This window comes from Thalassotalea euphylliae, assembly GCF_003390335.1.
GTDB classification, from domain to species: Bacteria; Pseudomonadota; Gammaproteobacteria; order Enterobacterales; family Alteromonadaceae; genus Thalassotalea_F; species Thalassotalea_F euphylliae_B.
In genome coordinates this window covers 1,305,656-1,318,514 of sequence record NZ_QUOU01000001.1, presented here as the reverse complement: position 1 = coordinate 1,318,514, position 12,859 = coordinate 1,305,656, and the positions used below count along the sequence as shown (strand labels likewise).

The 12,859-nt window shown below is 45.0% G+C and carries 10 protein-coding genes; 1 reads left to right on the top strand and 9 read right to left on the bottom strand.

Annotation, left to right across the window (positions count from 1 at the left end; genetic code table 11):
* Position 1: 1 nt before the first annotated feature.
* The 9 genes from galE to DXX93_RS05835 form a co-directional block, all read right to left on the bottom strand.
* Complete coding sequence (galE, locus tag DXX93_RS05875) at positions 2 to 1,012, bottom strand: UDP-glucose 4-epimerase GalE (RefSeq protein ID WP_116007275.1); 1,011 nt, start codon at positions 1,010 to 1,012, stop codon at positions 2 to 4.
* Positions 1,013 to 1,065: 53 nt separating this feature from the next.
* Positions 1,066 to 2,022, bottom strand: a complete 957-nt coding sequence (locus DXX93_RS05870; protein ID WP_116007274.1) for a DHH family phosphoesterase — start codon at positions 2,020 to 2,022, stop codon at positions 1,066 to 1,068.
* 60 nt (positions 2,023 to 2,082) lie between these two features.
* Positions 2,083 to 2,682: an adenylyl-sulfate kinase gene (gene cysC, locus DXX93_RS05865; RefSeq protein WP_116007273.1), complete on the bottom strand. Its 600-nt coding sequence runs from the start codon at positions 2,680 to 2,682 to the stop codon at positions 2,083 to 2,085.
* A 46-nt stretch (positions 2,683 to 2,728) separates the two neighbouring features.
* On the bottom strand, positions 2,729 to 4,456 hold the full coding sequence (locus tag DXX93_RS05860; RefSeq protein ID WP_116007272.1) for an SLC13 family permease: 1,728 nt from the start codon (positions 4,454 to 4,456) through the stop codon (positions 2,729 to 2,731).
* A gap of 100 nt (positions 4,457 to 4,556) precedes the next feature.
* Positions 4,557 to 5,969 (bottom strand): sulfate adenylyltransferase subunit CysN, encoded by a 1,413-nt coding sequence (gene cysN, locus DXX93_RS05855; RefSeq protein ID WP_116007271.1) that lies wholly within the window; start codon positions 5,967 to 5,969, stop codon positions 4,557 to 4,559.
* Between the two features lie 71 nt (positions 5,970 to 6,040).
* Entirely contained in the window at positions 6,041 to 6,940 is a 900-nt protein-coding gene (gene cysD, locus DXX93_RS05850; RefSeq protein WP_116007270.1) for a sulfate adenylyltransferase subunit CysD, read from the bottom strand.
* Positions 6,941 to 7,241: 301 nt separating this feature from the next.
* Positions 7,242 to 8,144, bottom strand: coding sequence for a UTP--glucose-1-phosphate uridylyltransferase GalU (gene galU / locus DXX93_RS05845; protein ID WP_116007269.1), 903 nt, complete (start codon positions 8,142 to 8,144; stop codon positions 7,242 to 7,244).
* 35 nt (positions 8,145 to 8,179) lie between these two features.
* Positions 8,180 to 9,187: an NAD-dependent epimerase gene (locus DXX93_RS05840; RefSeq protein WP_116007268.1), complete on the bottom strand. Its 1,008-nt coding sequence runs from the start codon at positions 9,185 to 9,187 to the stop codon at positions 8,180 to 8,182.
* 44 nt (positions 9,188 to 9,231) lie between these two features.
* Positions 9,232 to 10,575 carry a UDP-glucose dehydrogenase family protein gene (locus tag DXX93_RS05835; RefSeq protein ID WP_116007267.1) on the bottom strand — a complete coding sequence of 448 codons (1,344 nt, stop codon included), beginning with the start codon at positions 10,573 to 10,575 and terminating at the stop codon, positions 9,232 to 9,234.
* Positions 10,576 to 11,175: 600 nt separating this feature from the next.
* Here DXX93_RS05835 and DXX93_RS05830 point away from each other — a divergent pair.
* Complete coding sequence (locus DXX93_RS05830; RefSeq protein ID WP_116007266.1) at positions 11,176 to 12,702, top strand: peptide MFS transporter; 1,527 nt, start codon at positions 11,176 to 11,178, stop codon at positions 12,700 to 12,702.
* The last annotated feature ends 157 nt before the right edge of the window (positions 12,703 to 12,859 follow it).

Sequence of the window (12,859 nt, the reverse complement as noted above, 5' to 3'; positions counted from 1 at the left end):
ATTACTCATACCCATTGGGATTCATTGATTGCCAACGCCATGTATCAGCTATCATGGCACTTAAATCCAGCTCTGTTTGCCAATTAAGCAGCTCTTTTGCTTTGCTCGCCTCAGCAAACACGGTGGCGATATCACCCGCTCTGCGCGGCACGATTTGATAAGGAATGTCTTTACCGCTAGCGGCCTTAAAGGTCTCGACTATTTCAAGTACCGATGTACCATTACCGGTGCCAAGGTTAATGGCGTGACAGCCCGGTAAGTCGGTGAGCTTGTTAAGCGCTTTAACATGCCCCTTGGCTAAATCGACAACGTGAATGTAATCCCTTACCCCTGTGCCGTCTGGCGTATCGTAATCATCACCAAACACGCTTAGCTGTGCTAAACGCCCTACCGCCACTTGCGCGACATAGGGCAATAAGTTATTGGGAATACCTTTGGGGTTTTCGCCAATTAGCCCTGATTGGTGGGCACCTATCGGGTTGAAGTAGCGCAAATTCACGATTGACCACTGCGGGTCGCTTTTGGCTAAGTCTTGCAGAATATGCTCAATCATCAGCTTGGTTTGCCCATAGGGGTTCGTTGCTGATGTCGGCATGGTCTCAACGAGTGGCGATTGGTTGTGCTCACCGTAAACTGTTGCTGACGAGCTAAACACCAAGCGTTTACAGTGGTGTTTTGCCATCACTTCAAACAAGTTTACCGAGCCACTGACATTGTTGTGATAATAGCTAAGTGGTATTTCTGTTGACTCGCCAACGGCTTTAAGGCCAGCAAAATGGATTACCGCCTCAATGTTAAAATTGCTAAAGACTTGCTCGAGGTCTTCACGGCTGCAAATATCACCTTTAACAAAGTGTGGTTTGCGACTGGTAATTTGTTCGATTCGAGTGAGCACAGCTTCTGAGGCATTTGCCAAATTATCGAAAATCACCACGTCTTGATCGCGTGATAACAGCTCAACAACCGTGTGACTGCCAATGTACCCCATACCACCTGTTAATAATAAACTCATTGCATCCTCGCTAACGCTCTTACGAGCTTGTAGTCATCGTTATTGTGTTGAGATTAAGCATAATACGCGACCAGCGTATCGATAAATTTTGGTAATTGCGCTTGCGGCAACTGATTAATGCCAGCAGCTGCGGCTCGGCCACCACCAGTTGCAAACTGAGTACAGATATTATCTGCACCTTGGCGATTACTAAGCGGTGCCCGCAAGCTTACGGTAAACGTATCATCGCCATTTTGTGTTAATACAGCGTGTGCTTTATCCGGCGACTGATTCGCTAAATCGTTGCCAAGCACACCACTAACGCGCCTCGCCCAAGCCTGGTCGGGCAGCTCTATGACCTTGGCGATATGATTGTCGTGATGACAAAGCGCTTGTGCGGCATTGCTCATATCTTGCTGATAAGCCGCTTCGAGTTGATAAAACACTGAATTTGTATCTGCTCTAAGGTCAAGTGGATTGGTGTGCTGCAGCAACACTTTGAAGAGTTTAGCTGGCGCGACATGTAAGTCTTCAACCGTACGGCCATAACCATTGTAATTCACGTAGATACCAAGCGCCTGCAAAAAAGCTTGGTCTTGTTCGCTAACGCTATGCTGTTTAGCCAACTCAACCGCAGCGTTATTCATATTGTCACCAAAGGCCGCGGCAATCGCCCATAAATAATGGGCGTGGTTTAGGTGCTCATTCACCAGTAAACTGGTACACGTATTGGCATCTAAATCAATAATAGCCTGCAGATTTGGATTATCTGGGATATCGCCAGCGCGGTGATGATCAACGTAAAATACAGGTTTATTAGCCGCCAGCAGTTTAGCTACCCCGTCAGCGTTTTTTTCCATTGAAATATCAAGCGCGGTAACTGACGTTACTTGCGCCACGTCCAGTTTCGCCAACAGCGAGATATCACGTTTAACGCCAGTCACTAAAGTGCTCTCTTTTGGCTCTGCCAAGCGAAGCTGCACTAGCGCTAAAATTCCGTCAGCATCGCCATTAAATACATCAAAATGCATACTTTTTCCTTGTCTTGAGCTGGCTGTAAAAGTTCATCAAAGAGTTAAGCACAGGCAGATTTAAGACAAATAGCCATGGTCAGCGAGGTAGCTAACAATTTGCTCGGCACATTGCGTTATATCCAGCTCCGACGTTTTAACGTGTAATTCTGGCGCTTGTGGAATGTCGTAGGCAGAATCGATACCGGTAAAGTCTTTAATCTCGCCCGCTCGGGCTTTCTTGTATAAGCCTTTGGGGTCGCGCTGCTCACAAATGTCGATAGGCGTATCGATAAACACTTCGATAAATTCCCCTGCCGCTAACAGCTCGCGCGCTTGGGCGCGATCTGCTTTAAAGGGTGAGATAAACGCAGTAGAAACAATTAATCCAGCATCAATAAACAATTTGCTTACTTCGCTGATACGGCGAATATTTTCAACCCGATCGGTATCGCTAAAGCCCAGATCGCCATTTAAGCCGTGGCGTACATTGTCGCCATCTAATAAATAGGTATGATGACCACGTTCAAATAACAAGGCATCAACCGCATTGGCAATTGTTGATTTACCTGATCCGCTTAGACCCGTGTACCAAAGTAGACAAGGGCGCTGTTTTTTCTGCGCTGCACGTTGGCATTTAACCACTTGTTGTTGGTGCCAGACCGTATTTTCTGTTTTCATCGGTGTGTTGTACCTAGCTATTAATCGTTAGTTACTAATATAGTGACTAGAATGGGAAGACAAGTGGGATCATCACTAACACCACCAGTGAATATGTCAACGAGACAGGAATACCGAACTTAACGAAATCCCCTAAGCGATAATTACCCGCGTTATATACCATGACATTCGTTTGATAGCCATAGGGGCTAATAAAACTGCCACTAGCAGCGAACGCTACCGCCATCACAAATGGCAGAGGACTGGCATCCAGCCCCAGCGCAATATTGTAAGCTATTGGAAAAATTAGCGCGGCGGCGGCATTATTGGTGACAAGTTCGGTAACCAATAACGATAAAACGAAAATTAACACAAAGGCGACATAGATACTTTTGCCATCTAACACGCGCTCAACGTTTTCCGCCATAACGGCCGCTAAGCCACTGTTTTCCATGGCATTGGCGAGCGTTAATGCGCTTAGCACTATCATCCAGATTTCCAGCGGAAAGCGACGTTTGATCTCGTTAATTGTCAGGCAACCCGAGAAAACCAGCAGCGCGACATAAAACATCAAACATTTGAGTAGCGAGATGGAGGTAAAAACAGACACACCTATGGTAATAAAAAAGCCAGCAACGGTGAGTTTGTCTCGCCAGCCCGAGAGCATGTTGTCGGGTTTGTGACCAGACAATATATAAAAGTTTTTAGATAAGTTAGTACGCGAACTAAAGTCACCACCAACGGCAAGCACGAGAAAATCCCCTGACTGAATGGTAATTTCACCAAGCTTGCCCGACAAGGTTTCCCCTTCTCGACGAATTGCGACAACGGCAGCATCGAAACGCGCTCGAAAGCCTGCACTTTTTAAGCTTTTACCTATCACAGAGGAGTCCGGCTTAATCACCACTTCCGTAAGGTTGTCTCGTAGCAAGCCATCTTGTTCGGCAAATAGCGTAAGGCCATCAAACTGTTGCAGTGTCAAAACTTTGGTAATATCACCACTAAAGATCAGTTTGTCTTTCGGCTGAAGCACTTCTTCCGGCGTGACCGGTGAAATCAAGCGCCCTTTTCTGACCACTTCGACCAAAAATATTGAATCCAGGTTGCGCAAGCCATTTTCTTCAACGGTTTTGCCAATCAAACTCGAGTCTTCAGCAATTTCTGCTTCAAGCAAATACTCTTTGGTTTGCAGCGCTTCTTCGGCAATATCAGGCAATGAACCCGCTCTAAGGGCGATGACAAAGAAGCAAATAACCAGTGCGGTGCCACCAACTAAGGTGAAATCGAAAAACTGCAGTGGCTGGCCACTTTGCTCGATGTACATACTGTTAACCAGCAAATTCGTCGATGTCCCGACAAGCGTTAATGTGCCACCGAGAATGGCGACAAAAGACAATGGCAGTAACAATTTTCCAGGGTTGATTAGTGTGTTGTTTTTTATGGTATTAATTAAACTTGCAACAACAGCGGTGTTATTCATTAGCGCCGAAGCAAATGCAGCACTGAGTAACGTACGCAGAGTCGATTTAACTTTTGAACCACTAATTAAAATGTTAGAAAGTTTGCGCAGCACGCTGGTTCGCTCAAAAGAAAACGAACAAAACACAAGCAACAGCAAGGTCACTAAACCTGGGTTGACCGCGTTATACAAAATGTCTTGCGTAGAGACAATAGAGGCCAGCAAGCACGTTAAAGTAGAGGCAAAAAATACCCGCTCAGGTACTTTTTGAAATCTGATTAGGCCTAAAAAGGTAGCTACGAAAACAGCCAGCACAAACCATTGCATTGCTGTCATAAAAGCAGTCTCTTCAAGTAGTTGCAGTTACATTGCCCTTAACCACTTACTATTACCCAAGTTATTGAGTCGCGCAAGTGGTTAAAGGATTTTAACGGAATTAATTGAATAACTTAGCAATATCGCGCGCGCGCCAATGCGGGAAATGCTTGCGTACTAAGGCATTAAACTCGATTTCAAACGCAGAGAAGGTTTGTGCTTCATCTTTTTGCGTTTCGTGGTTGATCATACCGGCGCCAACAGTAATGTTCGTTAGGCGATCAATAATGATAAACGCACCTGTCTCTGGGTTTGTTTGGTAGGGGTCAAAGTGCAACACTTGAGCCACTTCAAAATTCACTGAGCCGATTTCGTTTAGCGCTAAATTAGTCGCCTCACTTTGCTCTAAGGTGTTAACATCCGTTCGGCTAACAATGCTCGATACATGACCCGTCGTCAGTTTGCTGCCGTGTTTAATGTAGTATTCACGGCCCGTTTCTAACGCGTCATCGTGCATCCAAACCACAGAGGCGTTGAATTCTTTAGACGAAACAATGCTACTGCCTTTGCGTACTATCATTTCACCGCGACTGATATCAATTTCGTCGGTCAGCGTTAGTGTTACCGCTTGGCCGAGCTCTGCGCGCTCAAGCTCGCCATCGAAAGTGACGATAGATTTGACTTCGCTCTCTTTGCCCGATGGCAAAGCGACAACCGTATCCCCCACACGTACTTGGCCAGCAGCTACCGTACCGGCAAAACCGCGGAAGTTAAGGTGTGGGCGATTGACATATTGCACAGGAAAGCGGAATTCACTTAATTGATTCGCAGGCTCAACCTTGATGGTGTTGAGTAATTTCATCATGGTCGCACCGGGGTACCAAGGCATATTTTCACTTTCATCAACAACATTATCACCGTTAAGCGCCGAAATTGGCACAAAGCGAATATCATCAAAATTCAGTGCTTCGGCAAATTCACGGTAGTCTTTTTTGATTTGCTGGTAACGATCTTGGTCGTATTCCACCAAATCCATTTTGTTCACCGCAACTAGCACGTGCTTGATGCCGAGTAATGAGCAAATAAACGAGTGACGACGCGTTTGAACCTGCACACCTCGACGTGCATCAATTAAGATGATCGCTAAATCACACGTCGATGCACCCGTTGCCATGTTACGAGTATATTGCTCATGGCCAGGGGTGTCGGCGATGATAAATTTGCGCTTTTCAGTAGAGAAGTAACGATAGGCAACATCTATAGTGATACCTTGCTCTCGCTCCGACTGCAAACCGTCAACAAGTAACGCTAAATCAACCGCTTCACCGGTTGTACCTGATTTCTTGCTGTCTTTTTCTATCGCCGCTAACTGATCTTCAAAAATCATTTTTGAGTCGTGAAGTAAGCGACCAATAAGTGTACTTTTGCCGTCGTCAACACTACCGCAAGTTAAAAAGCGAACCAGCTCTTTGTTTTCATGCTGCTTTAAGTAAGCTTCAATGTCTTGTTCAATTAAGTCTGATTGGTGACTCATCTTGGTAAATCCTAATTTATCTAATTCAGAAAATGTGCGTAAAAAATGTTGGTGCTAACGTTTATGTGCCGTTAGAAATAGCCTTCCATTTTTTTCTTCTCCATCGAGCCAGAAGAGTCATGGTCAATCACGCGACCTTGGCGCTCTGAAGTTTTGGTAAGTAACATTTCCTGAATAATATCAGGCAAAGTTGCTGCTTCTGATTCAACGGCCCCGGTTAACGGGTAGCAGCCTAACGTTCTAAAGCGAACTTTTTTCATCATCGGTGTTTCGTTTTCACCCAGTGGCATGCGCTCGTCATCCACCATGATCAAGGTACCGTCGCGCTCTACTACTGGGCGCTCAGCGGATAAGTAAAGCGGCACAATTTCAATGTTTTCTAAATAGATATATTGCCAAATATCAAGCTCAGTCCAGTTAGACAGCGGGAATACGCGAATGCTTTCGCCTTTATTTACCTTGCCGTTGTAGACATTCCACAACTCAGGGCGCTGACTTTTCGGATCCCAGCGGTGATTTTTATCACGGAACGAGTAAACGCGCTCTTTCGCACGAGATTTCTCTTCATCGCGACGAGCACCGCCAAACGCGGCATCAAACTGATATTTATCTAACGCCTGCTTGAGCCCTTGCGTTTTCATGACGTCGGTATGTTTAGCACTGCCGTAATCAAACGGATTCATGCCCATCGCTATACCGTCAGGGTTTTTATGAACAAGCAGCTCAAACCCATATTTTTCCGCCATTTGATCGCGAAACTGGATCATTTCTTTGAATTTCCAGTCGGTATCAACGTGCAGTAGTGGGAAAGGAATTTTACCTGGTGCAAATGCTTTGCGTGCCAAGTGCAAAAGAACCGCAGAGTCTTTACCAACCGAGTAAAGCATGACGGGTTTGTCAAATTCCGCAGCTACTTCGCGAATAATGTGAATAGATTCAGCTTCGAGCTTTTGTAGGTGTGTTAAGTTCATGGGCAAGTCATTAGGTTAAGTTTAATAATTCGAATAATTGACGAACAGTGTGACCGTTATATTTATTATCACATTTGCCGCTAACCCTTGAATAAACATAGCCTTATTAGGCGAGCTTGTACTTGCTGCCCTGAACTATGTAATTGCTAGTTAGCTTATTCTGATATGGTCATTATTCTGGCATATAAGACTACTGCAGACCATATAACAATCTGCTTTCATATAACTTCTGGTTATTTAAAAGCAGATATGCCTAAGCGGAACCCCATTGTTCCGCAATTTTCTGGTTTAGCTTTGAGTTTTAGCTTTGCTGGTTAAGTTCAGCAAGAAACTCACTAAATTGTGCTTTGAGTTCAGGGTGGCGAAGTGCATATTCCACATTCGCTTTCATGTAACCAAATTTTGAACCGCAGTCGTGTGACTTGCCCGTCATGTGAAATGCTTCCACCGTTTCCACTTTCATCAAGCTGGCAATGGCATCGGTCAGCTGAATTTCATCACCCGCGCCCGGCGGTGTAAATTCAAGTAGATCCCAAATTTGCGCTGACAAAACATAACGGCCAACCACGGCTAAATTCGATGGCGCTTTTTGCACTGGTGGCTTTTCAACCACGGCGGTCATTGGTGCGACATCTCCGGCGTTAAGCTTAGCACCGCCGCAATCGACCACACCGTAGCTACTCACTTTTTCCATCGGCACAGGCTCAACCATGATCTGGCTATGGCCACTTTCGTTGTAGCGAGCAAGCATGGCTGCTAAATTTTCTGTTTCAAGGTTTGCGCTACTGTCGTCGAGAATGACATCCGGTAAGACCACGACAAATGGCTCATCGCCCACTAATGGTCTCGCTTTTAAAACAGCATGACCTAGCCCCTTAGCTTCCCCTTGACGCACGTGCATAATGGTTACGTCTTTCGGACAAATCGCTTGCACTTCTTCTAGCAACTGACGTTTGACACGCATTTCCAGTGTTGTCTCTAACTCAAAAGACTTATCGAAGTGGTTTTCAATGGCGTTCTTTGAAGAGTGAGTGACTAAAATTATTTCTTTAATACCCGCATCAACACATTCGTTGACAATGTACTGTATTAAAGGTTTGTCTACGATGGGGAGCATCTCTTTGGGAATCGCCTTCGTCGCGGGTAACATACGAGTGCCCAAGCCCGCGACAGGAATTACTGCTTTTCTAATTTGCGCTGCCATATTCTTCCTTTACGTTTTTTTTATCTAAATATTAATTAAATTTGGTAATAACGGCGATACCAGTCAACAAAGTGCTGAACGCCCTCTTCTACTTTCACCTGAGGTTTATAGCCAGTTGCAGAAAACAGCTCTTCAACATCGGCATATGTTTGATAAACGTCCCCCGGCTGCATTGGCACCATGTGTTTTTTCGCTTTACGCCCAATTGCTTGCTCAAGTGACTCGACAAACGACATCAGCTTAACTGGCTGACCATTACCAATATTAAGCACCCGATATGGCGCGCTGCTCGATGCGGCACTACCTATTTCAACGCGCCAATCACAATTGCTAGCTGGCACCTGAGCCTGAACGCGAATAACGCCTTCAACAATATCGTCAATGTAGGTGAAGTCTCGCCTCATGTCACCGTGATTATAAATATCGATGGCTTGGCCTTCAAAAATCGCCTTAGTGAACTTGAACAATGCCATATCTGGCCTACCCCAAGGGCCATATACAGTGAAAAAACGCAAACCTGTGGTCGGCAAGCCATACAAGTGGGAATAGGTATGCGACATTAGCTCATTAGACTTTTTGGTTGCTGCATACAAAGATACGGGATGGTCAACAGCATCAGCAGTCGCAAAAGGCGTTTTATTGTTGAGACCATACACAGAGCTAGAAGAGGCGTATACGAGATGCTCGACCTTGGTATTGCGACAGCCTTCCAATATGGTTAGGTGTCCAACTAGGTTAGCATCTGCGTATGCCATCGGGTTGTCGATGGAGTATCGAACGCCAGCCTGGGCAGCTAGGTGTATTACTCGAGTAAACTTTTCTCGGCAAAACAGGGCGGCGATGCCATCTCGATCGACAAGGTCGAGTTGCTCACAATGAAACAATTTATGGTCATTGAGCTGCGCTAGTCGTGCTTTTTTTAAGTTTACGTCGTAATAGTCGTTGAGATTATCAATCCCGACCACATAATGACCCAGTGCCAGTAATCGCTGAACGACGTGAAAGCCGATAAAGCCTGCCGCTCCTGTGACTAAATATTTCACTGTCGCACTCCGTTCGCTATTTCACTGCGCCAAACACCATCTCATTAATTCACTGCTTGTACGCTATCACCACGACCAATTGCATAATAACGAAAGCCACGTGATGACATCTGTTGCGGATCATACAAATTACGGCCGTCAACTACTATTTGGTGTGTTAATGTCTCGGCGATATAGTCAAAATCAGGTGCTCTAAACTGGCTCCACTCCGTACAGATAACGAGCGCATCAGCACCTTTCAACGCCTGCTCTTTGGTACCAACCAAAGTCAAATCATCACGATCCCCGTATATTCGCTGACACTCATCCATCGCTTCTGGATCATATGCTTGAACTAAAGCACCAGCTTGCCACAGTGCTTCCATTAACACACGTGAAGATGCTTCACGCATATCGTCCGTTTGCGGTTTGAACGACAACCCCCAAAGTGCAATTTTTTTCCCTTCAAGTTCACCATTGAAGTAATTGTGCAAATGCGTAAATAGTTTACGCTTTTGTTTGTAGTTAACACGTTCAACCGCTTCGAGTAAAGTCGGTTGGTAATCTATACCTTGTGCTGTACGCACTAATCCTTGTATGTCTTTGGGGAAACAGGAGCCGCCATAGCCGCAGCCTGGGTAAATAAATTGATAACCAATACGGGAGTCGGAGCCGATACCATGACGCACTGCTTCGATATCTGCCCCCAATTTTTCAGCTAAATTCGCCATTTCATTCATAAATGAAATTTTGGTCGCCAGCATGCAATTGGCCGCATATTTTGTCAGTTCAGCCGAGCGAACATCCATAAATATCATACGATCGTGATTGCGATTAAATGGTGCATACAGCTCGCGCATTGCTTCGCGAGAATTTTCATTGTTGGTGCCAACCACGATGCGATCAGGCTTCATACAGTCGTTAACTGCCGCTCCCTCTTTGAGAAATTCAGGGTTAGAGACGACATCAAAGTCGAGCGCTGCATTGCGAGAGTCTAGCACTTGCTGGATACGAGCACTCACCTGATCTGCGGTGCCCACAGGCACGGTCGATTTATCAACAACAATTTTTGCCGATGTCATATGGGTAGCAATGGTTTCTGCAACCGCTAACACGTATTTCAGATCGGCTGAGCCATCTTCATCTGGCGGTGTACCAACAGCTATAAATTGAAGCGTACCATGCTCGACTCCGGCTTTAGCATCGGTTGTGAAATTTAACAGGCCATCTTTGTAGGTTTGCTCAACAATAGGCGTCAAACCCGGTTCATAAATTGGAATAATTCCTTTTTTTAGGTTGGCAACTTTTTCCTCGTCGACATCAACACAAACTATGTCATGCCCAACAGAGGCCAAAATAGCAGCTTGCACTAAACCGACATAGCCAATGCCAAAAACCGTTATTTTCATGAATTCCCTACTCGAAGATAGTTTTGCTTAGGAGCAACTTCGCTTTGCATAAGCATATTTTTTATTTTCCGCCCTTTGCAACAAGCAGGCAAAGCGCAACAAGAATTAACAAAGAATTATGATAACCAAGTTTCATTCTAAGAGATAGCCAATCACCGGGCTCGTCAACAAAAAGCCTTTCAATTAGCTAATAAAACCTCAGCTCTGGATAACTAATGTGCTTCTCGCGGCTATTTTTACTGCTACCAGCGTTAAATTTACTTGCAATACGACCCCACGGATGGGGGAGATAGAGCGACGTTGAACCCTAAGCCGAGACTCGCTATTGACGCGCAAATTTGTCTTGATATCAGCAAAAATTTCTCGCTAGAAGATAACGATGAACATAGCATTTGAATTGATTTGTTATTCACTATTGTTACCCAAAACTAAGGTTAATAAAGCAATATTTGAGCATAATTAGTTGGTATCAAGATTAGATTAAATACTCGGTAAAATATTTCAGCTTACATTTCAAAGCCTTTATCTCGCTAGCCTTGCGTTTCTGTGTCAGCAAAGGTATAACACGGGCTGATTTTGAATATTAGAAAGGATAATTATATGAATTCCCCTACTCAAGGGACTTTCTTCGGTCATCCAAAAGGCTTGCAAACCCTTTTCTTTACAGAAATGTGGGAGCGCATGAGCTATTACGGCATGCGTATGTTGCTTGTCTTATTTATGACAGCAACGTTGCAAGAAGGCGGTTTAGGTTTAACTGTTGCATCAGCCGCAGCAATTTACGGCTTGTACACAGCAAGCGTATATTTTATGGGCTTACCTGGTGGTTGGCTTTCAGACAGATTACTTGGTGGTCAAAAAGCCGTATGGTACGGTGGTATCATTATTATGATCGGCCACATTGTGTTGGCAATTCCTAGCGACAGCACCTTCTTTATTGGTTTGATATTGGTGGTTTTAGGTACAGGTTTACTTAAACCCAACATTGGTGCCATGGTTGGCATGATGTACTCAGAAAAAGACAACCGCCGCGATAGTGGTTACGCGCTTTACTACATGGGTATCAACATCGGCTCACTGATTGGCTACTTTGTTTGTGGTTACTTAATGGAAAACCAAGGCTGGCACTACGCCTTTGGCGCTGCCGCTATTGGGATGGCGGCAGGCTTAATCATGTACCGCAAAACGCTACCCAACCTAAACGGTGTTGCGGCTCAGCCTGCGTCGCCACTTTCACCGCAAGGCCAAAAAATTACATGGTCTGTTATTGCGGTGTTTCTAAGTGCTGTTGCTGTCGTTGCGACCTTGATTATGCAAGGTGTGCTCAGCTTTGACGCCGTCGCTGTAGCGGAGACTGTGGCGCTTGTATTTACAGCAACATTCGTATTGTATTTCGGTGCGATATTCTTCATGGGGCAATTAACGGGTAATGAAAAACGCCGCATGCTTGCGCTACTATTGATCTGTATTGCCTCAGCATGTTTCTGGTCAGGCTTTGAACAAGCGGGTTCATCACTTAACTTATTCGCGCGTGATTACACAGATCGCTTAGTGGGTAGCTTTGAAGTTCCAACTGGCTGGTTCCAATCACTTAACTCGATTTTCATCATTCTACTTTCACCTTTCTTTGCTGCGTTATGGATTAGCGTGGGTAAGCGCTATGTTAGCCCGGGTTATGGCATTAAATGTGCCGTTGGCTTGGTGATCATGGCGAGTGGTTTTATTGTGATGTTCTTCGCTGCTCAATATGCGGCGTCTGGTCTTAAAGTCGCGCCTTACTGGTTAGTTGCCACTTACTTTTTGCACACTGTTGGTGAGCTTTGCCTTAGTCCTGTTGCCTTGAGTGCAGTAAGTAAGTTATCACCGCGTCGCTTTGCTGGCCAAATGATGGGGGTGTTTGTCTTAACTTACTCTATCGGTAACATTATTGCGGGCTTACTAGCAGGTAACTTCGACCCTAACAATGTCTCAGAAATGCCAAACCTTTACATTCAAATTAGCCTATTCAGCATTGGTATTGGTATCGTTATCTTACTGCTTAGCCTGAAAAGCCGTATTTGGGAAAACCTTCCAGAAGACGAAAAAGCAGAAGATAAAGTTGACGGTAAAGCCGCTGTCGCAACTTAGTTCGTTAGTTTGACTTGCTTTGCTTTAACCACGAAATAAGCAAACAAATAGGCAAGTAAAAAATATGAAAAGCACCATCATGTATGGTGCTTTTTTTTGGCTTATTGTTTGGCCAGCTGCCTTTTACTAGCAGCTTTGAGCTACTTTTTAATCACAA

Bases quoted from the DNA above. Each gene is read 5' to 3' on its own strand.
- galE (WP_116007275.1), bottom strand. From the start codon at position 1,012: ATGAGTTTATTATTAACAGGTGGTATGGGGTACATTGGCAGTCACACG.
- DXX93_RS05870 (WP_116007274.1), bottom strand. From the start codon at position 2,022: ATGCATTTTGATGTATTTAATGGCGATGCTGACGGAATTTTAGCGCTA.
- cysC (WP_116007273.1), bottom strand. From the start codon at position 2,682: ATGAAAACAGAAAATACGGTCTGGCACCAACAACAAGTGGTTAAATGC.
- DXX93_RS05860 (WP_116007272.1), bottom strand. From the start codon at position 4,456: ATGACAGCAATGCAATGGTTTGTGCTGGCTGTTTTCGTAGCTACCTTT.
- cysN (WP_116007271.1), bottom strand. From the start codon at position 5,969: ATGAGTCACCAATCAGACTTAATTGAACAAGACATTGAAGCTTACTTA.
- cysD (WP_116007270.1), bottom strand. From the start codon at position 6,940: ATGAACTTAACACACCTACAAAAGCTCGAAGCTGAATCTATTCACATT.
- galU (WP_116007269.1), bottom strand. From the start codon at position 8,144: ATGGCAGCGCAAATTAGAAAAGCAGTAATTCCTGTCGCGGGCTTGGGC.
- DXX93_RS05835 (WP_116007267.1), bottom strand. From the start codon at position 10,575: ATGAAAATAACGGTTTTTGGCATTGGCTATGTCGGTTTAGTGCAAGCT.
- DXX93_RS05830 (WP_116007266.1), top strand. From the start codon at position 11,176: ATGAATTCCCCTACTCAAGGGACTTTCTTCGGTCATCCAAAAGGCTTG.